Source organism: Nostoc spongiaeforme FACHB-130 (assembly GCF_014698475.1).
GTDB lineage: Bacteria > Cyanobacteriota > Cyanobacteriia > Cyanobacteriales > Nostocaceae > Nostoc_B > Nostoc_B spongiaeforme.
Genome location: NZ_JACJTB010000025.1, coordinates 57,918 through 81,121, shown reverse-complemented (window position 1 = coordinate 81,121; position 23,204 = coordinate 57,918). Strand labels below are relative to the sequence as shown.

27 protein-coding genes and 1 riboswitch are annotated in these 23,204 nt (G+C 38.6%); of the genes, 12 read left to right on the top strand and 15 right to left on the bottom strand.

All coding sequences use genetic code 11. The features are described 5' to 3' along the window. Window positions 1-5: 5 nt before the first annotated feature. From H6G74_RS18490 to H6G74_RS18470, 5 genes are all read right to left on the bottom strand, one after another. Window positions 6-674, bottom strand: coding sequence for a Uma2 family endonuclease (locus H6G74_RS18490; RefSeq protein WP_190969058.1), 669 nt, complete (start codon window positions 672-674; stop codon window positions 6-8). A gap of 196 nt (window positions 675-870) precedes the next feature. Continuing rightward, on the bottom strand, window positions 871-1,707 hold the full coding sequence (locus H6G74_RS18485; RefSeq protein WP_190969057.1) for an energy-coupling factor ABC transporter ATP-binding protein: 837 nt from the start codon (window positions 1,705-1,707) through the stop codon (window positions 871-873). Further along, window positions 1,682-2,494 carry a cobalt ECF transporter T component CbiQ gene (cbiQ, locus tag H6G74_RS18480; protein WP_190969056.1) on the bottom strand — a complete coding sequence of 271 codons (813 nt, stop codon included), beginning with the start codon at window positions 2,492-2,494 and terminating at the stop codon, window positions 1,682-1,684. Before cbiQ ends, H6G74_RS18485 begins: the two co-directional genes overlap by 26 nt. Next, window positions 2,491-2,793: an energy-coupling factor ABC transporter substrate-binding protein gene (locus H6G74_RS18475; RefSeq protein ID WP_190969055.1), complete on the bottom strand. Its 303-nt coding sequence runs from the start codon at window positions 2,791-2,793 to the stop codon at window positions 2,491-2,493. Before H6G74_RS18475 ends, cbiQ begins: the two co-directional genes overlap by 4 nt. Further along, window positions 2,780-3,559, bottom strand: a complete 780-nt coding sequence (locus tag H6G74_RS18470) for an energy-coupling factor ABC transporter permease (protein ID WP_190969054.1) — start codon at window positions 3,557-3,559, stop codon at window positions 2,780-2,782. Before H6G74_RS18470 ends, H6G74_RS18475 begins: the two co-directional genes overlap by 14 nt. 26 nt (window positions 3,560-3,585) lie before the next feature. Continuing rightward, window positions 3,586-3,725: riboswitch (cobalamin riboswitch) on the bottom strand. A gap of 88 nt (window positions 3,726-3,813) precedes the next feature. On the opposite strand from H6G74_RS18470, the gene H6G74_RS18465 reads away from it, so the two are divergent. Next, window positions 3,814-4,389 carry a thermonuclease family protein gene (locus H6G74_RS18465; protein WP_190969053.1) on the top strand — a complete coding sequence of 192 codons (576 nt, stop codon included), beginning with the start codon at window positions 3,814-3,816 and terminating at the stop codon, window positions 4,387-4,389. Window positions 4,390-4,446: 57 nt separating this feature from the next. Here the strand turns inward: H6G74_RS18465 and H6G74_RS18460 are convergent, their stop codons facing one another. Beyond that, on the bottom strand, window positions 4,447-5,001 hold the full coding sequence (locus tag H6G74_RS18460) for a methylmalonic aciduria and homocystinuria type D protein (RefSeq protein ID WP_190969052.1): 555 nt from the start codon (window positions 4,999-5,001) through the stop codon (window positions 4,447-4,449). 537 nt (window positions 5,002-5,538) lie between these two features. Here H6G74_RS18460 and H6G74_RS18455 point away from each other — a divergent pair. Further along, window positions 5,539-6,135, top strand: a complete 597-nt coding sequence (locus H6G74_RS18455; protein ID WP_190969051.1) for a hypothetical protein — start codon at window positions 5,539-5,541, stop codon at window positions 6,133-6,135. A gap of 66 nt (window positions 6,136-6,201) precedes the next feature. Here H6G74_RS18455 and H6G74_RS18450 read toward each other — a convergent pair whose 3' ends face one another. Beyond that, window positions 6,202-6,453 carry a DUF6464 family protein gene (locus tag H6G74_RS18450; protein WP_190969050.1) on the bottom strand — a complete coding sequence of 84 codons (252 nt, stop codon included), beginning with the start codon at window positions 6,451-6,453 and terminating at the stop codon, window positions 6,202-6,204. A gap of 475 nt (window positions 6,454-6,928) precedes the next feature. Between H6G74_RS18450 and H6G74_RS18445 the strand changes: the two genes are divergently transcribed. Next, window positions 6,929-7,297 (top strand): Crp/Fnr family transcriptional regulator, encoded by a 369-nt coding sequence (locus tag H6G74_RS18445; RefSeq protein ID WP_190969064.1) that lies wholly within the window; start codon window positions 6,929-6,931, stop codon window positions 7,295-7,297. A 134-nt stretch (window positions 7,298-7,431) separates the two neighbouring features. Here the strand turns inward: H6G74_RS18445 and H6G74_RS18440 are convergent, their stop codons facing one another. Next, window positions 7,432-7,740, bottom strand: coding sequence for a threonine dehydratase (locus H6G74_RS18440; RefSeq protein WP_190969049.1), 309 nt, complete (start codon window positions 7,738-7,740; stop codon window positions 7,432-7,434). Window positions 7,741-7,968: 228 nt separating this feature from the next. Here H6G74_RS18440 and H6G74_RS18435 point away from each other — a divergent pair, with 228 nt between their 5' ends. Next, window positions 7,969-8,187 (top strand): hypothetical protein, encoded by a 219-nt coding sequence (locus H6G74_RS18435; RefSeq protein ID WP_190592138.1) that lies wholly within the window; start codon window positions 7,969-7,971, stop codon window positions 8,185-8,187. A gap of 108 nt (window positions 8,188-8,295) precedes the next feature. Here the strand turns inward: H6G74_RS18435 and H6G74_RS18430 are convergent, their stop codons facing one another. Together H6G74_RS18430 and H6G74_RS18425 are read right to left on the bottom strand one after the other, a co-directional pair. Then, a complete protein-coding gene (locus tag H6G74_RS18430; RefSeq protein ID WP_190969048.1) occupies window positions 8,296-9,750 on the bottom strand; it encodes an ATP-binding protein in 1,455 nt (484 codons plus the stop codon). Continuing rightward, window positions 9,747-10,430 carry a response regulator transcription factor gene (locus H6G74_RS18425; protein ID WP_190588461.1) on the bottom strand — a complete coding sequence of 228 codons (684 nt, stop codon included), beginning with the start codon at window positions 10,428-10,430 and terminating at the stop codon, window positions 9,747-9,749. The genes H6G74_RS18430 and H6G74_RS18425 overlap by 4 nt, the downstream gene beginning before the upstream one ends. A gap of 204 nt (window positions 10,431-10,634) precedes the next feature. Here H6G74_RS18425 and H6G74_RS18420 point away from each other — a divergent pair, with 204 nt between their 5' ends. From H6G74_RS18420 to H6G74_RS18400, 5 genes are all read left to right on the top strand, one after another. Continuing rightward, entirely contained in the window at window positions 10,635-10,910 is a 276-nt protein-coding gene (locus tag H6G74_RS18420; RefSeq protein WP_190969047.1) for a hypothetical protein, read from the top strand. Window positions 10,911-11,044: 134 nt separating this feature from the next. After that, entirely contained in the window at window positions 11,045-11,800 is a 756-nt protein-coding gene (locus tag H6G74_RS18415) for an intradiol ring-cleavage dioxygenase (RefSeq protein ID WP_190969046.1), read from the top strand. A 117-nt stretch (window positions 11,801-11,917) separates the two neighbouring features. Then, window positions 11,918-12,424, top strand: a complete 507-nt coding sequence (locus H6G74_RS18410) for a hypothetical protein (RefSeq protein ID WP_190969045.1) — start codon at window positions 11,918-11,920, stop codon at window positions 12,422-12,424. A 438-nt stretch (window positions 12,425-12,862) separates the two neighbouring features. Further along, window positions 12,863-13,114, top strand: coding sequence for a hypothetical protein (locus tag H6G74_RS18405; RefSeq protein WP_190969066.1), 252 nt, complete (start codon window positions 12,863-12,865; stop codon window positions 13,112-13,114). Window positions 13,115-13,435: 321 nt separating this feature from the next. Next, window positions 13,436-13,729: a hypothetical protein gene (locus H6G74_RS18400; RefSeq protein ID WP_190969044.1), complete on the top strand. Its 294-nt coding sequence runs from the start codon at window positions 13,436-13,438 to the stop codon at window positions 13,727-13,729. Between the two features lie 133 nt (window positions 13,730-13,862). On the opposite strand, the gene H6G74_RS18395 is transcribed toward H6G74_RS18400, so the two are convergent. The 3 genes from H6G74_RS18395 to H6G74_RS18385 form a co-directional block, all read right to left on the bottom strand. After that, window positions 13,863-14,225, bottom strand: coding sequence for a KGG domain-containing protein (locus tag H6G74_RS18395; protein ID WP_190969043.1), 363 nt, complete (start codon window positions 14,223-14,225; stop codon window positions 13,863-13,865). Window positions 14,226-14,661: 436 nt separating this feature from the next. Continuing rightward, window positions 14,662-14,853 carry a hypothetical protein gene (locus H6G74_RS18390; RefSeq protein WP_190969042.1) on the bottom strand — a complete coding sequence of 64 codons (192 nt, stop codon included), beginning with the start codon at window positions 14,851-14,853 and terminating at the stop codon, window positions 14,662-14,664. Window positions 14,854-15,719: 866 nt separating this feature from the next. Continuing rightward, the gene (locus H6G74_RS18385; RefSeq protein ID WP_190969041.1) at window positions 15,720-16,691 is read right to left on the bottom strand and encodes a DUF362 domain-containing protein; all 972 of its coding nucleotides are present in this window, start codon (window positions 16,689-16,691) and stop codon (window positions 15,720-15,722) included. A gap of 364 nt (window positions 16,692-17,055) precedes the next feature. On the opposite strand from H6G74_RS18385, the gene H6G74_RS18380 reads away from it, so the two are divergent. Both H6G74_RS18380 and H6G74_RS18375 read left to right on the top strand, forming a co-directional pair. Next, entirely contained in the window at window positions 17,056-17,307 is a 252-nt protein-coding gene (locus H6G74_RS18380; protein WP_190969040.1) for a hypothetical protein, read from the top strand. Window positions 17,308-17,621: 314 nt separating this feature from the next. Continuing rightward, window positions 17,622-18,131 (top strand): GNAT family N-acetyltransferase, encoded by a 510-nt coding sequence (locus H6G74_RS18375; RefSeq protein ID WP_190969039.1) that lies wholly within the window; start codon window positions 17,622-17,624, stop codon window positions 18,129-18,131. Between the two features lie 44 nt (window positions 18,132-18,175). Here H6G74_RS18375 and H6G74_RS18370 read toward each other — a convergent pair whose 3' ends face one another. Beyond that, on the bottom strand, window positions 18,176-19,432 hold the full coding sequence (locus H6G74_RS18370; RefSeq protein WP_190969038.1) for a glycoside hydrolase family 10 protein: 1,257 nt from the start codon (window positions 19,430-19,432) through the stop codon (window positions 18,176-18,178). A gap of 429 nt (window positions 19,433-19,861) precedes the next feature. Here H6G74_RS18370 and H6G74_RS18365 point away from each other — a divergent pair, with 429 nt between their 5' ends. Next, window positions 19,862-20,359 (top strand): hypothetical protein, encoded by a 498-nt coding sequence (locus H6G74_RS18365; protein ID WP_190969037.1) that lies wholly within the window; start codon window positions 19,862-19,864, stop codon window positions 20,357-20,359. Window positions 20,360-20,447: 88 nt separating this feature from the next. On the opposite strand, the gene H6G74_RS31260 is transcribed toward H6G74_RS18365, so the two are convergent. Next, complete coding sequence (locus H6G74_RS31260; protein ID WP_242051273.1) at window positions 20,448-22,712, bottom strand: caspase, EACC1-associated type; 2,265 nt, start codon at window positions 22,710-22,712, stop codon at window positions 20,448-20,450. Window positions 22,713-23,204 lie beyond the last annotated feature (492 nt).

The window sequence follows — 23,204 nt, the reverse complement described above, 5'->3', positions numbered from 1 at the left end:
GTTAGTTAAACAAATCGCTGCACAAACGCAGCATATTCCGACGACTTCAACCCCTCTTGTAACACCTCCAAAACTCGCGCCATCTGATTATTTAACAGCGCCTCCTCTGCCAACCACAACCCCGGAAACACCTGAGAACGAATAATGCCATCTGCACCAGGAGATAGCAATTGATACTCGCCATCAACTAAGCAAAACCATGCCAATTGATTCTCATAAGATTGCCAGATAACATACTCTAAAACCCCATTCCGGCGATAAACTTGCTTTTTAATACCCGTATCAATTGAGACGCTACTTGCAGCAATTTCCACAATTAATTCGGGAGAACCTTCAATATAACCGTCACGGCTTAATCGAGTTTGTCCACCCGCCGCCGGTTCAATAAACAGCACTGCATCTGGTTGGGGTTCGTTATCTAAATCTAATCTGACTGTTGGTTCCACACTCAAGTCAACACCAGGAGTCATGGCTTGATAGACTCCTAACCAAGTCATCACCCGACTGTGGGGTTTACCATGCTGTTCATGTCTTAAGGGAGAGGCCACGTAAACAATTCCCTCAATCAACTCTGCTTTTTTGATATGGGTTGCAGCATCATAACGACGTTCAAATTCAGGACGAGTTAAGCGATCGCCACTTTCCAAAGGAGGTATTGCTTGTGCTTTCACCATTTGCCACTCTGGGGATTTATTAGATACTTCTCACTTTAGCAAACCACAGTTATTGACAAGTCTAAACTATATAGCAGTCCTAAATCATTTGTAAAATTTCTATATCTTTTTCTTCTTTCTTACCTTTGCGTTCTTGGCGTTCTTGGCGGTTCGTTTCCTTATCTATGTTTTTTACGACTCATTTAGGATTGCTATATCACGACGCAAAATTATGAAATAATTTTAATATTCTTTGCTTCACCCGTTCTCTAACTCCTTCATCCTCACCCGATAACCCATCAAATAACATTTCATATATCAACGGTACGCCTAACTCTAACTCTTCTAATAAAGAACGCTGACTAAAGACATCTTGCGGTTCACCTTCTAGAATCAGTTGTCCTTTATCCATCACAAAAACCCAATCTGCCCAACGATACACCAAATCTAAATCGTGGGTTGCCATCATTAAAGTCGTACCATTTCGATGAATTTTTTGCAGAGTTTTCAGCAAATTCCGCGTATGCTTCACATCTAAATAAGCTGTCGGTTCATCTAACAATAATAATTCAGGATTCAAAACCATTACATCTGCTATAGAAACCCGCTTTTTCTGCCCTAAACTTAAATGATGTACAGGTCTTTCTGCTAAAGCTGTCAACCCAAACTCTACTAATATTTTTTCTACTCGTGCTTGAATTTGCGAAACTGGCAAGCCTAAATTACACAAACCATAAGATATATCTTCTTCCACAGTAGAAGCTACTAATTGCTGTTCGGGATCTTGAAAGATTAGCCCGACTTGTTGACGCAATTTCCCCAGATAATTACGATGATAAGTTAACGGTTCTCCACGCCACCGTACAACACCCTTATCAGGTTTATATAAACCATTAGCTAATAAAAATAACGTGGTTTTACCACAACCATTCTGTCCAATGAGCGCACATCTTTTACCCAATGGAACTTTTAAGTTAAGACCATTCAAAGCTGATTGCTGTGCGCCGGAATAGGTGTAATATACTTGCTCAAATTCTAATAAATATTCCTGCATTTCGCCAAAATTCCAATCCGATTAAACAAATACAGCCGCAAATTGCTTCGATAATATATCTGGTTTGGGGATGATAGCGGCGAGGATGCCAAACTTTAAATTCCCCAACAAAACCCCGCGCTTCTAAACCCAGAGAAAACTGACTATATGTTTGTAATGTGCGCTGTAAAAGTTGTCCAATTAATATGGCTAAACTTTTCAGCCAAATACGCCAAGTGCGATAGCCACCACGAGAATTCTGCGCTGTCCATATTTCATTAGCTGTATTCAGCAAAATGAAAATAAACCGATACATGAGTAATAATAAATCAGTTAACAGCACCGGAAATCGCAAGTAACGCAAAGTTTGTAAAATTTCCGTAAACGGAACAGTTAACATGAGAAAATATAAGCAAGAAACTGAAGCTAAAGCCCTGGTGAATATTGCCCAGGCTTGCAGACTGCCATGATGACTGACATAAATATAGAATTGACCAAAACTCAGCCCGTATAAAGCATCTAATTGCACCTTTGGCAAATCATGAATTGACACACCATTGATGATCAAAGCGGGTAAACTAGTCAAACAAAAAACGATGGTAAATAATAACAGACGAAAATAAATACCAGCCGGAATTTTGGCATAAACAATTGTCCAAATACCCATCCAAATTGCTATTAAAATCTGCACGAATGGATGGGTAGCAAGGGCAATAGCAAGAGTAGCCAAGGCAAAAATTAGTTTATGCTCTGGTGGTAATTTTCGCAGCCGATTAGTATAAGCTAACGTGTCTAATTGCAAACTCATTCTTCATGCTTTTGTTGTTGGGAACGGCCTTTATATAAGCCAATGGCGTAACCAATTACTCCCGCACCCAAAGCTGCTTGCGATGCAAATAACAAGCTTTCTATTTCACTACTGGCTGGTTCAAACAATGATTTGAACCAAGGTTTATATTCTGGTTGAATTTTATTAATTTCTTCTTCAGCTTTACCATCAGCACCACTAAATTCTCCACCACGGACAAAGATTAAGGGTGCAACAGCTAAAGCTAATACAGCTAATACTAATAACCAGTTACTCAACCCTTTTTTAGACTGATTCATTTCCTTGGGGTTCCCGTTTAATTAATTTCAGCAATTCTAATTCTTGAGGATTATAAGATTGCAACCAATTCCACACTAATACTGTTAGCAATCCTTCACTAATTGCGAGAGGAACTTGCGTTAAGGCAAAAATGCCGGCGAATTTGGTGAATGAAGCAATGAAACCACCAACAGGCGCGGGAAAAGCTAAGGCGAGTTGGATAGAAGTAATAATGTAGGTGAGTAAATCTGAGACGGCGGCGGCGAGAAATATAGCGATTTTTGCTTTACCACCTAATTTAATTGTGAAATTATATATCCAGTACGCTGCAAAGGGGCCTGCGATCGCCATCGAAAACGCATTTGCACCCAGGGTTGTCAAACCGCCATGTGCTAGTAACAAAGCTTGAAACAACAATACTAAGCTACCCAAAACCGACATAGTTAAGGGGCCAAACAGCACCGCACCTAACCCTGTGCCGGTAGGATGAGAACAGCTACCTGTAACCGAAGGAATTTTCAACGCGGAAAGCACAAAAGTAAACGCACCCGCCAAGCCGAGTAGTAGTTTGAGTTGGGGGTTGGCTTGGGTAATGCGCGTCAAACTCCGCAACCCTAAAACAAAAAATGGCAATGCGACAACCCACCAAAAAATTGCCCACTGCACTGGTAAAAAACCTTCCATAATGTGCATTGCGTAGGCGGGTTTGGGTAAACCAACTACTAAATAAAAACTAATTACTGCCATCAGGCATAGACTAGCTAAAGCCTGCTTTTTTCCGTTCATAATCTGTACCTCGCAGATTTATGTAAATATATTCAGTTATATCGGCGGGCATCCTGACTCACCCAATTTTGGTTCACAGTTGCGGGACAGTGCCGGATTTTCACCGAACTTTCCCCCTTGCGTCTAATGGCTGCTCCCCATCAGAACCGATTTCAGTAAATATATCACTATTTTTAATGTTGGCACTTCAATCAAAGCCGCATCTATTTCAAAAATCAAATATAGTATCATCCATCAGAGTTAGGTGGGGTTGAATGCAGAAATTAACAAAACAGGTGGGACTTTGGCTAAGTGCAACTGTGATGGTTTTGGGTTTGGTGAGTTGCGATAAATTCTTTGGTGCTTCTGGAGACTTGGTAGAACGGGTGAGTGATGGGGATACTTTAGCTGTCAAAGATGCGAAAGGAAATAAATTCAATGTGCGCTTTGCTTGTATTGATGCGCCAGAAGTACCCCATTCCCAAAAAGAAAGGAACAGTAACCGCGCCAGCGATCGCAATCAATTTGACTGGGGTGCCAAAGCACAAGCACGCTTACAACAGTTAGTAAAACAATCAGGCGATCGCGTGATGTTGACGATTACAGATAGCGATCGCTATGGCAGAAAGGTTGCAGAAGTCCGCTTAAAAGATGGTACTTTTGTTCAAGAAGTCTTGTTAAAAGAAGGTTTAGCTAAGGTTTATCGCCCTTATTTAAACAAATGTCCGAGTAAAGATTTAGTTCAAACAGCAGAAGCACAAGCACAAAAGCAAAAAATAGGTGTTTGGAGTGATAGCAAATTTACTAATCCTTGGGAATATCGCAGTCTTGCAAAAGAAGGCAGGAGGTAAAATTTTAACGTTGCCTTTTCATCCATCTACTTCTTAGAATAAAAAAACTTTCACACTTTAGGCTTCCTCTTCCCATCCATGTTGACAAGCGATTTCTTTAACGACAAATTCAATCAGGGTTGGGGGTGCGGCGGAGATTAAAATACTCGGATAAACTGCTGTACCCCAACTTGGATGAACCAGCACACAGCATTTATTTTTAATGACTGGATAGCCGAGTAACGCTTTGACTACAGCAGTATCATTGTGCGGCATAGCGCCGGGACGCGAAAGTAAGGGATAGCCAGTACGCGGATCAATTAAGTCAGAGAGATAACCGCGATCGCGCAACTCAAAAGCCACATCACAACCAAATCCCATAAACCTTTGGCGTAACTTTTGTTTCTCCGCCTCGATTTCTTTGGTGCTTTCCACTAAAGAAAATTGCGATCGCTGCAAAACAATCACAACCCAAAAAAAGGGTTCTTGTTTCCAATCTGGTAATATCCGTTCGCAATTAGTACATATATATTGGCTAGGTGCATGAATGGAAATTTGCACAGCTTGTCCCATATCGCCAGTTAAATTTATGGGACTGGTTTGTTCCGAAATGTAAACGCTTGGGTAGTTCACTAAATTGATATGGTTTTTTACAAGTTGTTAATTTATTCCTTGGGATCGATAATAACTCTTAAAACTTTATAAAAACTATCAATTTTCGCCCAGCAGTCAGATTTTGTTGCAATTTATATATATAGATTATGAATTTTTAATTTAATTTTTATCTTTTATTAACCTTATTTGAAACTCAGCACTAACACCATGGAGATTAATATTTTTAGACTGCTGATGCTCTTCAGTTTATATGTACTACTTTTCCCGCTTGTAATATTTTTGGAGAAGTTGCCCCAACCATCAAGTCAGGACAACTTCTGGTACACCCCTTGCACAATACAAACAATATCAGTATTCACAACAATTTGTTTGCCAATTTGGCAAAAATTAAAAATACTCAAGTAAATTTACCCATTCTGTCCCTGCTTCCCGAATCTGGCGTTGTAAATTGTCAGTCATAATATAAGCAGTTACTTGATTGAGTCTCAATAGTGAAATTTCTTCATTGCGTCAATCCTAGCTTTCAGGAACCAACTAAACTCAGTGAGGCGACTCATGAATATTGATCAGCAACTCAATGTTAATTTACGCGCAGAACTGGAAGTAGCTAAAAGACAATTGAAATCTGACCAAAAAGCTGGGATTGCAGCCTTAGATAAGATTTATCGCCAAGGTAAAGTTCCAGAACCAACTTTAAACGGTCGCTATTGGGGTGAGTTTTTGACTGCTAATTTCAATCCAGTTTTAGATAGTTGGCTAGATATCATCACGAAAATGTGGCTACCTTGGGAGGGTAAGACATTTGATGCAGCAACTAATACTGGTGATAATATTTTCACGAATGATGGTTTATTCCTAGGACGCTTAATCTGGCCTTTTTATGATGGTTATGTTGCAGACACGAGAGGAAGAACCCTGGCATTTAAATTTCAGACATCCCGTGGTCAGTGTTTATTAGAACCAGATATTGAAGTTTTACGCTTGAGTTTCGATTTACCAGAGAACCCCCAATTTCTGATTCGGGAATTGGTAGACCAATTAGTTCAAATTGATGATGATTTTTACCTAGGAAAAGCCGTACTCAAACATCCAGATGGCGGTCGATTTTGTGCTGCTTATTTCACTCTCAAATCTGGTTTAGCTTCGATTTAGTTTTACAGAATTATAGCAGTCCTATTTAATGAGTGAACAACAGAGATAAGGCAGAGATATTTTCAATTATTTAGGATTGCTATATTCCACAAAATAAATACATTCATCACACAATTCAGACGGATTTACAGCACATTGAATATAAGGCGATCGCGCATTATATAAACAATCTCTTTGATCAAGTAAGTTTTGGGGTTTGCGGCTGTGATTTTCTTCTCTGACTTGCATCGGCGGTGTAGCGATCGCTGATATCATTCCCAGTAAATACCAAACCCCACCACAAACAACCATCAACACAAAATCAGCAATACGTCGCATATTCAACACCTAGCTAAAATCCAAACTTGTCAACGATTTTAGCGATATTAAAATATTTTTTCATCCGTCATTAGCTATTCATCTTTAGTAAATAAAAACCGATGATAATTAGTTAAAAAGCATAAATATACAGAAAATACTAGTATCTAAAGATATAGGAATCCGGTTGGATTTTTGAAATTAGTTGTAAAGGCTAGAAGTGGGGAGTAGAAAAGAGTATTTTTTGGGCATACTGTATTTTTTCAGAAATTAAATGTGAGTCCTATATATGGCTATTCTATTTGATTGACAAATATCTATATCCCTTGTCTCCCTTGTCTATGTTATTCCTATCTAAAATATGACTGCTACAGGTTTTTAACCCTTACAATCAAGTGCATGAATAGGAGTATGTCACTGGTATATTAAACCATAGTAGTATAATATACTCTGATTTATTGTATCGTCCAAGTATAAGTTTGGTACTGCTCTAATGTTGTTAAATCCAGTTGTGACCATCGAGATATTTCAAAAACAAGCCGAGCCTCAAATATATACAGCAGGTCAGATCATCTTTGCAGAAGGACAGCCTGGTGATTTTATGTTTGGTATTATCACAGGAGAAATTAACATCTTAGTGAACGGCAAAGTTGTAGAGACAATTACATCAGGTGATGTGTTTGGAACGGGAGTACTTGTAAGCATTAAAAATCGGACTTATACTGCGATCGCTAAAACTGAATGCAAACTTGTCTCTTTAGACGAAAAAAGGTTTCTCTTTGCAGTTCAAGAAACACCTATGTTTGCACTGCACGTCATCAAAAACTATTCAGAGCGTTTATCTCGGTTGCAACACATGGTTTAAGTCAGTGCGACTCGGTTTAAAATCAGGTGGGCAACAGTTAACAGTCGGGTTTCAACAGACTGTGATGTTGTAGACATTTCCCACCTGACGATGATTGAAAACAGAGCAACAAAACTGATATTGGAAGTTAACTTTTAGTTCTTGCCAACATCACGCGCCATGTTGAGGTAATAGTCCTCTACTTTTTTCTGAGAACGACGGCGACTAAATGAAGGAGTTTCCGAGATGGTTTTCTGTTCTGTTTTTGCTGGTTCCTCTGAAACTCGCTTGATAGTTTGCGCCGCATCAGATTCCAAATAATAGCCAGAGCTATTAAATCCGAAAATTTTCGCAAAAAAGCCAAAAATACTCCCGAAAAAACCGAAAATAACCTTGAAAACTACGGAAAAATAACCTTCAAGGCGAATAAAGATATTCCGAAGAATTTGAATTAGACGATCCATAGCAGCACCCCCTATGATTGCCTACTGCTATTGTGACTTAATTTCGTCCTGGTTAGGTATTCTCCCAGAGGTATAACTATCAAAAGTAGATGATTAATTTACTAAATGTATCTTTTGGCAGTTTAGTCAAGACTGAGAAATATTTATTAATATAGTTATAAATCAGTGTCAAAAATCAAAACGTTCTCATTGGCAGATACTGGATTTTCCACCATCGGAGTAGAAGACATGAAAGACCAAAAAACATCCGACTCTAAAGAGTTCGTAGGCAATCTCAAGAATGGGATTTGGCTATTTGGACTCTCTTCTTGGGTCTTTGGCATTACCGATCGCAGTATCGCTTCTTTTGCAGATGGTTATCTCTCTGCTTTAGATTTGACCCAACTATTCACAGCAGCAACATTTTTTGTAGCATGGCTATTTTTAAAACCCACATCCAAGGTTTAAGGCGGTTGATTTGTAATTTGGTTTAGTTGGTCGCTGATTTTATCAAGCTAATAAATACTTCCGAGGTAGAACGTTTTCTTTCATTCTCTGCGTACATCCTATTCAAAATTATGCAATTGGTAAAGTGAGAGTAAACCCTGTTTGACCAGCAGTTACAGAATCTAGAGCTAGTTCACCACGGTGCGCCCGGACAATTTCACGAGCGAGGCTGAGTCCCAATCCAATACCTTCTACTTTCCGAGTGCGGGCTGGATCACCACGATAAAAGCGTTCAAACAACCGATCGCGATCGCCGGGTAAAATATCTTTTGATGAATTGGTAACTATAATTTTGAGAGTTTTTTGGGTTTGATGTGCCTGAATTTTAATCCAACCATCAGCAAAATTATATTTAATTGCGTTACTCAGCAGGTTTTGTATTACTTGCATAAGTAAATCGCGATCGCCTTTTACTCGCAAATTAGTAGGAATATCAGCTTCCACATTCAACTGAGGAGCCAGCAATTCTACATCTTCAATCATCTCCCATAACAACTCAGACATATTGACATCCACCAAATACAAGCCCATTTTGCCTGCATCCGCCAAAGACAGCAGCAAGAGTTTTCGCATAATTGTACTTAAGCGATGCACTTCATCTAACAAATTGGTTAAACGCTGCTGTACATCACTTCCTGGTTCAACTTGTTGGAGCGATCGCTCTAATTCCCCTTGTAAAATAGTTAATGGGGTTTTCAGTTCATGGGCTGCATCTGCACTAAAGCGGGAAGCTTGAGTAAAACTCCGTTCCAGACGTTCTAACATTTGGTTAAACACCTGAATCAGTTCTACAAATTCTAAATCTGTTGTCTCAGTAGGAATACGTTGATCTAACCCTTGCACTGTGACCTGTTGAATTACGCCCGTTAACTCGTGAATCGGACGTAACGCCCCACCAGAAACAAACCAAGCCCCAGCCGCCACCAGCAGTAAAGCCCCTGGAATTAACACCAAGAAAATATAGCGGATACTTGCCATTTCTTGATTCACAGGTTGTAAGCTAACAGCAACCGCCACCTGAGAATTCGGAAATTTCAACGCACCAATTCGCCAAGTTTCTTTCGCGGTGTGTTCCGTGACAAATTGTGGTGGAGTTGGGCGCGGTGGTGGTTGTCCTGGCTGATTTGCACCGAAAATTACAGGTCTTCTTTGTCGGGGAATATCTGGCGGCGCAGGTGCTAACTCTAAACGCTTCACCAACAGATTTTTTACCTCAGTATCCGCCGATAAAGAGTTAAATTCGTAGACTGTTTTACCCTCAGCATTCAACACCAGTAAAGCGACGGGAATCTTGGTATTTGTACCCAAGCCAGCAGGTAAAAATTCTGGGCGCAGAGGTGCTTTTCCTGGTTCTGGGGGACGGTTGGCGCGGATTAACTGATTTAACAGTTCGGCATCTAAGCGGCTAATTTTGGCATTGTAAATCTGAAACCAGGATATTGCACCAAAACCGACTAAAGTAGTGCCAGCTAAAGCCGCAGATAACAACGCAATTCGGAGTCGAAACGATCGCAGATGTTTCACGATTGATTCTCTGGTTTGCGAAACCGATAGCCAACGCCGCGAATACTTTCAATCCAATTTGTTTCATCAATCGGCTCTATTTTTTTGCGAATGCGCTGAATACACACATCCACAACATTGGTATTGGGGTTAAAATCGTAACCCCAAATATGTTCTAAGATTTGGGTACGGGTAAAAACTCGTCCGGGAGAACGCATCAGATATTCCAGCAGATTAAACTCGCGGCTAGTAAGTTCAATGGCGCGTTGATTGCAAGTGACTTCCCGCGTGATGCGATCGAGTTTGATTGAGCCAACCGTCAATAAATTTTGGCGATCGCCCACACTCCGACGCACCACCGCATGAATCCGCGCCGCTAATTCTTCCACAAAAAAAGGTTTAGCAATGTAATCATCGGCTCCCAAGTTTAATCCCGCCAGGCGATCGTCTAATTCATTACGCGCTGTTAACAAAATTACCGGAGCATTCCGTCCTTCTCGCCGCAGTTGTTTGAGAATCGACAGTCCATCTTTTCCTGGCACCATAATGTCAAGAATAATGGCATCGTATTCATTATCCATTGCTCGCAGATATCCTTCATCACCGTTGTCGCAATAGTCTACGACAAATCCTTGCTCCTTCAATCCAGCCCGGACGAAGTTCGCAATTTTTGCTTCATCTTCGACAAACAGAACGTTCACAAGTCTTCTCTAATTCACGGATGATTTCATTATAGATTTGTCCACTTGTGACTAAAATTACAAATCTGTAATTTATCCCCCTATTATCTCAAATCTTCAGAATTTAGCAAATTACAAAAATGTAATGAATAAAATAAGCTATCTGTCATTTTGAGGTGGCTTAATCATAAATATCAGCTACAGCAAGTTTTGAGGTTAATTTTAATGAATATTCGTAGAGTATTAGCTATAGCAGTAATTCCTTTGATGATTGGAACATTTGGCTTTGTAGGAACTAATCAAGCAAATGCTGATGCTCCTCTTCTGCGTAATCAAGATATTAAAGAACAGCCAAGAACAAATAAAAAACCACAAGTTAAACGTCGCCAATTCCGTCCACAAGCAAAAAATAATCTCCCTCAAAGTAATCGTCAAAACACAAATTCTCAGCAAGACTTAAATAGTGAAAAGAATAACCAAAGAGTGAGATTACGGGGGTAGAATCAAGTCAAAAGTTAAAAGTCAAAAGAAAGATAACTTTTGACTTTCCTGTAGGGGTGTATATATCTCAAACCCTTACACCCCTTCACCCAGTTTCCACAGACAATCTTTGTGTGTAAGTCCTATTAAAGTTTATGAATACCAAAAATCGTCTATTAAATCGCAGAGAAACACTTGCTTTATTTAGAGCAGCCGGAACTGCAATATTTGTTGTGGGATGTATACCAAGAAATTCTGTCTCTACACAAGAACAAATCAGTGCTGCTGTGCCAGTATCATCTACAGTCAAGACTGCAACATCACCTAGTTGTGTTCTCAGTCCACAGCAAACCGAAGGGCCGTATTTTGTGGATGAGAAACTCAATCGTTCTGATATTCGCATTGATCCTGCTGATGGTGCAATCAAAGCAGGTGTGCCTCTGCAATTAACACTACACATTTCTCAGATTGGAAGTACTGGCTGCACACCCCTTGCAGGTGCAATTGTCGATATTTGGCACTGTGATGCGTTGGGTGTTTATTCAGATGTGACTGACCAAAGTTTTAATACTGTGGGCAAAAAGTTCTTACGTGGTTATCAAGTCACCGACGCGCAGGGAAATGTCCAGTTCACGACTATTTACCCTGGTTGGTACGCAGGTAGAACTGTGCATATTCACTTGAAGGTGCGTACACAAGAAAAATCTGAGTTTACATCGCAATTATATTTTGACGATGCGATGAGCGATCGCATTTACACCCAAGCCCCTTACGCCAGCAAAGGACAGCGCATCATCAAGAACGCCGATGACGGAATTTTTCAAGATGGTGGCGAACAAATGTTACTCAAGCTGAAAACCAATGGAAAAGGTTACACCGCCTACTTTAATGTTGGACTGCAAATGACGTAATTTCTGCAAAATACTATGCACAAAAATTACAAAAATGTAATCCACAACCAGAGCGAACTGTAATTTTTACTCGGTTAAATAAAAAACATCAACAACTTAACTTTCTAGAGTCTAATTATGAAACTCAACCAAGCCGCAGTCGTAGCCACAATTTCCATTCTCGCTGGTACATTCGGTGTAATTTCCTTAAATCAAGTCAATGCAGCTAATCCAGCGTCTAAAATTGCTCAAGCTTCCTCACAACCTTCCGACCAACCACCAGAAGGACAACGCCCACCCCGCCCTGACTTTGCCGCCGCCGCTAAAAAGTTGGGTGTGAGTGAACAAAAATTAAAAGAAGCTTTGGGTGTTCCTGCTAACCCTCCCACTCAAGGTCAAGGACAACGCCCACCCCGCCCAGATTTTGCCGCCGCCGCCCAGAAGTTGGGTGTCAGTGAACAAAAATTAAAAGAAGCTTTGGGTGTTCCTGCTAACCCTCCCGGTCAAGGTCAACGCCAACGCCCACCCCGCCCAGATTTTGCCGCCGCCGCCCAGAAGTTGGGTGTCAGTGAACAAAAATTAAAAGAAGCTTTAGGCGTTCCTGCTAATCCTCCTGAAGAAAATCGTTCTGATGTAAGAAGATAGGGCAAGAAAATTAATTGCAACCATACGGCGATAGAGTTTGTTCTTCAACAATAGAACAGACTCTATCGCCGTTTTTTAAGAAAAATAGGACTTACGCAAAAAACCTCTTTCCTACTTGCTACTACACCAGTCGCCTCAAGTCGAGTCAGCGCGTTGCGGTGAGCAGTTCGTTGGGCGGCTTTGCTTACAGATGATTTCAACACTCAGAACAGATCACTGTATCTGAGAATTGTAAACTTTATTCATAAAAATCTGAGGTTATTACTTAAACTAGGTTGTATAAATATTACGAATAATTGATTAATATTATTTTCCTCACAACATTCTTATATTTCATAACTATCCTCGTAAATGTAGACAGTTATTTGAATGACAAAAGTTAAAGCAAGTAACTGCCTTCATTTTAAAACCCTTTATATCAATTAGTTGTAGAAAAATATGAATTACTGTCCTTGCTGTTCGGAAGTACTCTTACAACATGTACGTGGTTCGGAAATCACCTGGTTTTGTCGCCACTGTTGGCAAGATATGCCTGTATTAAGTTGTCAGCGTCCTAGTTTGTTAGCAGAAGTTATCAGAGAAGAAATACCTAGTAAACCTGAACGGACAGAAAATCTTCCTGTTACAAGTTACGTCAGTACATACAAAAAAATAACTGGTTGGATAGGCGTTAAAGATGCGCTAAGTTAACGCGACATTTTGCGCGTCTTTTTACTACACCCTTAAATTCAGCTTCATCTTGTATCTGCTCACAAGCACATTTTATGATCCTTATATAGCAAGGTTTTTAGCCAAATAAGAAAAATGTGTTTGTTAAATGACGGCCTTAACTAGTTAGCTTTATTTGTAACAACCTACTTCCTCAAATTTTTTCGCATTAAGTGTAACTACTGTTTTATCTATTTTCTCCATTAGCATAATATTTAGCTGGCTACAAAATATGATCATGAAATCTGCAAAACTAATAATTCATTAACAAGAACTTTTATAACCTTAAGTAAGGAATGAATTATGAATCAAATGCCAGTAATTGTAACGATATTCATTACTTATTTTTTGATGACCTGCTATTTTTTCGGCAACTGGCTGAGATTCTCTCTACGTCATCCAGCATCTTCTCCTGAAGATAAATTCTTATCTTTGCTTGTATCTTTAATTACAACTATATTTTGGCCTTTGGTAATTCCTTTATCTTGTTGGCAAATACTCAAGAAACGTAAGTTAGAGTTCAATCATTTAATTCCTGTCATCTTAGTAATGTTTGCTTTTAGTATTTCTTATTATCTGACTTATGTTTATCAATAAAATTTTCAAAGAGGTGAAAGGGGATAAGGGTGCAAGCATTCAAAACCTTTATACCCCTTCACCCAGGACTAACAGACAAGCTTTGTATGTTAGGACTGACCCCTACACTCATATCAACAGACATCAATTCCGACTATTTATCCTTGTTGGTGTTCTTATGACTTTGGCGACCAGCTTCAGCGTGTTGCTCTCTACTCCCGCCTTGAGTACCTTTTGATTCAGTATCGTCGGAATCTTCAATATCCTCAGCATTATCTTTTTGTTTTTTGCGACCGCCTCCGTGAGACTGTTTTCCACCTTCACGACCAATTTCAGCCATGTGTTCTCTATCTTTACTGACAGTTTCGCCTCCTTTACGTCCAGCTTCACGCGCTTCTTCAGAAGTAAATTCGTGAGCAGTACCTTTTTCATGAGCAGCGTGTCCACCCTTGCTGGCGATTTCGCGTTGCTTATCTTCATCCATAGAAGCAAAGCCACGTTTACTGGTATCTGACATAATATTGCTCCTGGTTATGAACTATAGTTTTTGACTTTTACAGTCCATAAAAACTTTTAGCTGATTCACGTTCTCAATTTAGCTATCTAAAAAGCAGCTTTCATTGGCCGTAGGAGAGAATCATGCCAGAATAAACCCCAACTTCCGATATATAACCTCAGCACGACTTGATCCATTTTCGCGGAACTCAGGATTCGGACACAGTATTGAGACTGGGTGTAGAGGTTTTGAATACTTAAATATTTTCCCAAACTCTTGATTTTTCGTGTTCATACGTCAGTTTTGACTAGAAAAAGCGCCACTAGAAAAACTAGCGACGCTGTTTCTTTCTGAATGCTGTAGCAGATTAGTAAACCATTTAGTTCTCAAGGCTGGTTAGAGAAACTATTCTTCTGACTCCTGAATTCTCATATCATTAACTAATGTGGACTGGAAATTATTCTGAGCGTTTGTGCAGTTGATATGTCAGGGATTGTTGATTATTTGGGACTACATCATTCGAGGAATAATGGGCAATGACAAATAGAGGTAGGGTTAAGGTTAACAGTGCGATCGCAGTTCCCACAAAGTCTGCCAAACGATGGGAATATGTATCGGTAGTGTTTGCAGACTGACTATTTGAATCCATACAAATTTGAAATTCTTCAACTCACTTGATAAGTTTTATCTCTCGGAGAGACTCTTGATGCCATTTTAACGATTTTTTACTGACTACTGTGTAGCAGTCAAAAAAGTGAACCAGTTTGGCAGGTGTCATAACAATAATTTTATCTCCGACAAGATTGATACAAAGTTACAGAAAAACATTTCGGAATTATCTAAGTGAATAATATGTTACGATTCCTTGCAAAGATTTGCCAAGTTTTGGTTAAGTAAAGGTTAATAAATTGCATCAAATACTACATTTTTTCTGTTGTGCCGATATAAATTGATAACTTATCTTAAAGCAATTGTTGGAATTATAACATCTGAAAATACTCTAGATAGGCTGGTTTCATAGATTTAGATAATTTTACTCATCAGCAATGTCTACCGAAATCTCACTGAAGACTTTGATACTTTTTATTATCAAACTCAGCGTGACAAGCAACCGAATCATTAGCCGATGATTAGATAAAAATACACTCCAAATCAGCATAGAGAGATTCACTGATTTAGCAAGAGTGAATTCAGCGATCGCACGAAAAACCGACTTGTTAATTCACTATACTAGTGTTATGTAACATTACTTTAGGTTTGTCAATCTATACATAGGTAGAGTAAAAATACTTTGAGAATAAAGTTTTAGATCCCTGACTTCTTACAGAAGACGGGGATCTCTTTATTAACAAATAATTAAATTTTGCTGACAAATTGCTGACATAAAAAACCGCCAATAGAGAATGGCGGTTGTCTGGTTAAGCAATCGGAGGGTAATTAAAGCTTAATCTCTGAACTTAGTGGTTGCTGTAGCTGACTTTGCAGTTACTTATTCTCTAAAATTGCTTATTTAAACTAACCTCTGCTATATGTATTCATCGGTTCCTTGATAAATCGAATGTAAAGATGTTTAAACGTAGATTTGATCACGCGGGGCATAGCAAAATCAATTGGCATTAACTTATCAGGTAAGCGCCAATCTGAGATGTGTAATAAATCGGGATGTAACAGCGGAAATTCAATTTCATCTAGTCCGGGACAAACCCCTAACCTTTGGGAAGCAGCAACAGTCGGTACTTGCTGGGGTGAAACATTGAGAATTTCTACCATAGCCCTATCTAAAGCAAACACATCGGATGCGGCGGCTAAAATTCCTAAATTCCGGGGTTCGCCACCACTAGGGCCATTACCTTCATGACCAATAATGCCGTCTAAAATAGTTAAATTGGGGTTGATTGCTTTAGCTGTTTCTACTAACATTTCCCCAAAACGGTTAGCATCTTTCCCGGCTTCCATGTGCCACCAAGCTTTCATTTTACCGGGAACACAACCAAATAAATTTTTCACACCCAAGGTTAAAGTTAATTGCATGTGTGATTTAACTTTGGGCAAATTAATAATAACATCCGCTTCCATCGCCTCTTTACACAGTAGCAGGTGGTTGAAATTTTCGCTGACTGTCTGGTAACGCTGACCATGAAATTCGACGATGGGAAGATTGAGTTCTTGGATAAAAGATTGATAACCATTAGCAATGGCGACTCCCTTCGCACTCCCAAAAGCGGGACTATCCCCCAAAAAGGGTTTACCACCAGCTTCGATGACCATTTTGGCAACTTCAGAAACCAGTTCTGGGCGAGTAGTACATTCTTTCGTAGGACGTGCGCCTGTGAGGAGATTCGGCTTGAGTAACACTTTTTGTCCTGGTTTGACAAAAGCTGTGATTCCTCCTAGAGGTTCTAGCAAAGTGGTTAATGATTCCCGTAAAGCCGTCCTTTCGTAAGATGTAGCCCTGATTAAGCTAACCGATGGGTTGTATGTCTGCATAGGTAAATAATTGCGTTAAGGATGGAATAGGTATGAATCTTGAATAACACATTACATGATATTAAATTTTCTCTCCAGGAAGCTTAAAATCAGAATTTATCACTCCCAATATTACGAAAATGAACTTGATTTTCTTGTAGTTATAAAGTTTACCTTTAAATCAAAATAAAAATAGGCATCTGTCTGAAGATAGGTTTTTTTTAATTAATCTTCTTATAAGTATTTTTGAGGATTAGTTATGCAAAAATGATGAGTATGGATACATTTCAATCTGTATCAATTAGCGTAGAATCAAGCACCTGTAAAAAAGGATGCACTACTAGATTGGGTCAACTAAATCAACCTGACACAGAGTGAATAAGAAATGTGGGATAAAATGCCACCTTTAAAGTCTAAGAAGAATCCTGCTATTGCGTTCTTTTTAGGTATATTTTTTGGATCAATAGGGATTGCGATTTATTTCCAGAGTTTCCTTGACTTTTTAGTTCCGTTCGTAGTGTTTATCGTAGCTGCAATCGCAGGATTTGGTATTGGGGGTGTACCTGGTTGGCTCTTTGCTGGATTTTGGGGTATGGTGCGGGCTTTAGATTCTAACCACAGGAGGGGCGAATATTGAGAGAGGTTTAACTAAACAGGGGACTTTTTTGTAAAAGTCCCCATTTATGAATAATTAACCATTGATAAACTTAACGTAAAGTTAAACGAAGCGATCGCACCTCAAATCATCAAACAGAGTTCTGGTGTAAGTCCTACCAAAAATCACGAGTTAATCAAAGTCCCATTACCCTGACACCCCAAATCAATTCTTGTGGGGTAGAATTTAACAATCCTAAACCTGTCAGACCCTTGAAAGGTGATTAAGAGGTGTCAAAATTGTGATTAAAATAATCTGGCTTCCTCATCACCCAAGTTTTATAAATTGGTTTTACAATGCTCAACATTCGCTGTGAAACTGTTTTAGACTACCCAGCAATAGCTGATGTAAATAGATTAGCCTTTGGACAAGACAATGAGGCTAACCTAATAGATAAAATCCGTCTTTCAGACCGCTATATTCCCGAACTTTCATTAGTCGCCGAGATAGATAATGTCATAGTTGGTCATATTTTATTTAGCTATATTGACCTAGTAAATACAGAAAAATTCCAGGTAATTGGTTTAGCACCTTTGGCAGTTCATCCCCAGTTTCAAAGACAAGGTATTGGCAGCACCTTAGTAGAGGCAGGGTTAAAAATAGCCAATGAGTTAGGAGAAGTTTTAGTAATTGTATTAGGTCATCCCCACTTCTATAATCGCTTTGCTTTTCAGCCTTCTGTTATTTATCAAATTGAGTCTCCTTTTCCCGTACCAGATGATGTTTTTATGGTAAAACCACTGCAAAACTATCAGCAAAAGTATACGGGAAAGGTTGTTTATCCACCTACTTTTGCTGAAGTTTAATATCAAGCCTTATGATTAAGGGTGTAAGGGTGTGAAAATAATGATTATTGACCTTTGACAGCCTTATTCCAGCCTGCCAATAAATTTGGATAATTTGCTGGTTTGGGGAACATCTTTTGTAAGCCGGCTTGACGTACTGTGGCTGATTCTTTGGTTAAGTTCCACAGCGTTTCATAGAAAAAGAAGGAGACACCAGCAAAGTTGCGATCGCGTACTTTTTGTACCTGGGTTTGAATTTGGTCAATGGGGACATTTTTGTTCTTCAACCCAGTTATAATTCCAATACTCACAGGTATATGACTGCGTGCGGCTTTTACTTCTGGATACTCTAATTCTTTGACAAATACATTCAAATCATCTCGATATATCTGCAACACTAATTCTTCCACTAGCCCCAGACGTTCCCATTTTTGCCAGTCGGCTAAAAAGTATTCGTAAGAAAAACGCTGGGGATTAGGTGCAACAGACACCAAGCAGTTCTTTTTCGTGGTTTTAATCGCTGTAAATACCCGCTTCATAAAGTCGGTGATTTTATTTGCTCGCCAACGCACCCATTCTGGATCTTTAGAATTTTTCGAGGGTGCTTTTCCACCATGTTCTTTTTTATAAAGTGCCACTGTATAAGCATCGTAGCCTAATTCTGAAGGCAAGCCAAAATGGTCATCAAATTGAATCCCATCAATGTCGTAGTTACGAACAATTTCCACGATTAAATCTTGAATAAATTTCTGAACATCGGGGTGGAAGGGATTGAGCCAAACTCGATCATGTATACCTTCTTTGACAATTTTGGTACCGTTGCTGCGACTTGTTAGCCATTGGGGACGGTTTTTGGCTAATAAAGAATCAGCAGGAGCCATAAAGCCAAATTCAAACCAAGGAATCACTGTTAGCCCTTGTTTATGTCCCTCGCTGACAATTTCTTTGAGCATATCGCGCCCTTGCAACCCTGGTGTTGGATCAAGCGATCGCCCAATGACTTTCGCAGCTACTTTACTGGGATATAATGTATATCCCCAATTCCACACCGCCGGATAAACAGTATTGAAGTTTAATTCATCCAGCTTTTGCAGAGCATTCTTCAGACGGTTGCGTTCAAACAACACATTACTATCAATATTAGTCAACCATACTCCCCTTAGTTCTGAATTTGTCGGCAAATTTTGTGCCGCAATGGGAAATGAAAGTAAGAATGTAGCGATCGCGCTAAGAACAACCATAACGCCAAAGAAAGCTTGTTTGCGACTTTGACCCAAATTCCAAACAACTACCTCAACACACCGCTTGAGAAATCTTTTCATATTTGGTTACAAACAACAGAAAACATGGACAATTGACTGGCATACCCCAACAGAAGTTGCTTGCTCACCTGCTAAAGCAAAGTACAAAATACTGAGTGTGTATGGGAAGAGGAAACAAGGTAAATTTCTCTATCTTCCCTGTCTCCCTTGTCTCCTTTGCCCCATTTAATAATAAGTCTTTCACCAAACACAATATTAGTCCTGTCTTGCTTTCATGACATTGTAACTATAGTTACACAAACTCACATCTATCATCTGTATACAAATCTTAATTTTTTTCCCTACTCTTGGACATTTAGGATTATGCTATTTATTATCAGAAAGAATATCTGTCAATTCCCAATTTCAGCAAGGTAATATAAATAACCTTAAATCAAGTAATTTCACTATAAAAACTAGCTATTTTGAATATCAAATGCAGGGTATGGAATGAATACTAGCAGTAATTTCCCAGAAAGCGTAGGAAATAATGCAGCCGCAGCAGAGAGGTTAGCAAGAGCAATTAAGGTTGCTGCTGGGGAATTTTCTTTGATACTCGTTTGTTGTGACTCTATCTCTAAACGACAGCAGATACTGAAATTTTTAAAAGAATTGTCATCGGTAGCCATCCAAGAACTCATCTTGTCACCTACAGATGAAACACTTTATACGACAATCACTAATAATATTGGTCTTCCTCATCCTCAAGCTTTGATAGTGCATGGTTTAGAGTCAGTCGTAGCAATTCCACAACTACTAATTAGTACTAATCTCATGCGTGATGAGTTTCGCAAAAATCTGCATTTCCCCATAGTGCTGTGGGTTAACGATGAAGTTCTCAGTCAACTAGTTTGGTTAGCACCAGATTTAAAAAACTGGGCTGCTACTACTATTAGGTTTGATGTTGATAACCCTAAATTAGTTGAAAATCAAGTTTTATGGGCGTAACAAAGCCGAATTTTAGTGCAGTACAAGTTGATAGGGGATAGAGGCTAGATAAATGTACCTCATTGAGATGAAAAACGCTGTATATGAGTTATTCTGCAAAAATTTGTTCTCGCAAAAACTCACTTTTTTCTTGAGATAAACGATAAATTCCTGGTTCTGCTTTGCCAATTAAATGACCTTGTACATAACTAATATCTAATTTTCTCAATTGACATAGTTTTACTGGCGAAGTCTTATCTAAGCCCTCAACAATAATACTGGCTGGATTGAGGGGATTTGTCGATGAAACTATCTGTTGAACAAAATTGATAATTACACTCACTGGTTCACGATGCAGAATTTCCCTATCAATTTTGACATAAGGCGGGTTAAGTCCAGCTAATCGAGAGACTGAGGCATAACCTACACCAAAATCATCAATCCCAAACTTAACTTTTAATTCTTGAACATATTTAGACAATCTCAATTTAAAGGTATCTAATGGCGATAGTAGTTTGATTCCATCTTGATACATAGGTAAATCAGCTTTTTCAGAAATTTCTAAAATTAGTTTTCTGGCTGGAATTTGATTGCTTTTTCCTTCCTTAACAATTTCACGCACAGTTTCAAAATAAGCTGTTCGCATCAAAGATTCTGGATATACATTCACAGATAAAGGTAGTATCTCATAGGCTCTATTTTGTTTTGCTTTTATCAATGCTTTTCTGTAGCTATCAGCCGCTAATCTGAGGAGAAATTTATCTAACTCTATAGTGAATTTACGTCCCCATAACTCAGCAGCATAGAATAAATCTACAGGCGCAGTTAAACTATCTGGGTCGCGGGCTAAAGCTTCCCAGCCACTAATTGAAAATGTATCTAAATCAAGAATTGGCTCAAAATAGATAATAATTTTAGCAAGGCGATCGCAGAAAAGACTAAATCTTTTCTCATAAAAAGAAATTGGGACAAAACCATATACTTTTTTTAAGTTATCCAGAATGGATGCTTCTACTCTGGCAGATTGGAGATAGAATTTTTGACTAGATAAGTAGAAACTAGAAATAATCGTACAGTAAGCATCACTGAGTAAGTAAGAATCTCGCAGTAAACCACAGACTAAAATAAATTCATTATCTAATGTATCTAAAGGTATTAGTATAAAGGCTTTAGATACTGATGCTTGTTCATCATAGTGAATTCTAAAAATTCCATGATGGTCTGAAGTAAATATAGAGTTAATGGGAAGATTAGCCAGGATTTTATTTTTAATAATCTCAGCGTAATCATCATCATCAATAACTTCGCTAAAATGACTTTGTGCTTTAATATCCCAAACATTTTGATGGTTAGCACGACTCATGACAAACACTAAATCTGCATCGGAAGTTAATCTGATGATTTCTAGAATAAAATTTTGAATTACAGGAGTTTCTTCTTTATATTTAGATAAAAGTCTCTCCGAAAATTCATCTAATTTAGTAATTAACCTACTAATAAATGACTCAAACGGCTGTAATAGACTGGGGATAGGATTATAGTACCTATCATTATTGATTTTACTGGAATATTCTAATTTAATTTCTCCGATTTTAATTTTACTATGAGTTGTTCCTAAAACATGGGGAGGATGACATTTGGCTTTTGCTAAAATAATTTCAAAACCCTTATCTCGCATAACAATAATTTTAGGATTGAGATTTGGTAAGAATTCTTGTATCTTACAACTAGCATATTCATGGAGTTCTAAGATTGATATTTGTCCATCTCTATTTAGATCCCCGGCTCCTGTTTCGATACCTTCTATTAAATAACGAGTATAAACAGATAGTTCTGCTCCTTCTTGTTCAAAAGAATATTCAGTAGAACTAGAAGATGCAAGCACCACACGCCCTTCTGAACCTAGTTGTCCTTGTAAATCAATAGAATTATCATTTTTTGCAAATAAAATTGGGTCGAATGCTCCACTAAAACAGCAGTCTAAGATAATTACCTGACGTTTGGCTCGACTGCGTTTCATGACTTCATGGATGAAACTAGCTGGAACTGCTGTAGACCTAACTAATTCTCCTTTGGAGTTTTTCTTGGTTGCGCGGGTTGCAAAATATAAGTTACCCGCATCATCTTTAATACCATGACCAGAGAAATACAAAAGGATTAAATCTTCTTTTGTGCGTTCTGAGAAAATTGCTTCAATTTCATATTGCATTATCTGAGGATCAGGATTTTTTAAGCTTTTTAGCTCATGAAAATCTCCCATCTCAGGATCTTGTAAAACTCGACGTAATGCTTCAATATCTTTCCCTGCTGCTGGAAGAGGATTTAATCCAGGTTCGTATTCATCAACACCGATTAGTAATCCTATTTTTGCCATATTAATGCCACTATGACGAGTGTTAGCAAGAAGAATGAAAATGCTTACTCAATTGTTGTTCGCAGTCATTTTCTTTGTCTGTTACAAGTTCTGAATTAGCTTGAATAGCTATTGATATTTATCTCCGATGAAATAATAAAGTTGGATGCTTATTATGTCAGCTTAATCTAAGTAATTACCCTTGGATGGCGGGGGTAAAACGACAATATTACTTACTAAAAATTGGTATCAAAGGATTCTGTAATAAATGTTTACGTTGGCTGATATAAACGTTAAAAAAGAAAATTATATTAGCAACTCAAGAATACTGATATTAAAAAATACGTTTTAAGCTTCTCTATACTAGATTTCAGATAAATCTCGATAATCTTAAATCAAGTATAAAATCTTGCTATTTCAGCACAGTAAAGATTTTTTGCGTTTTTGTGTGAAACAAAAACATCCTGCTAATCAGCAACGCCTTAATTTACATAGGTAATCGAAGTGTTTTTC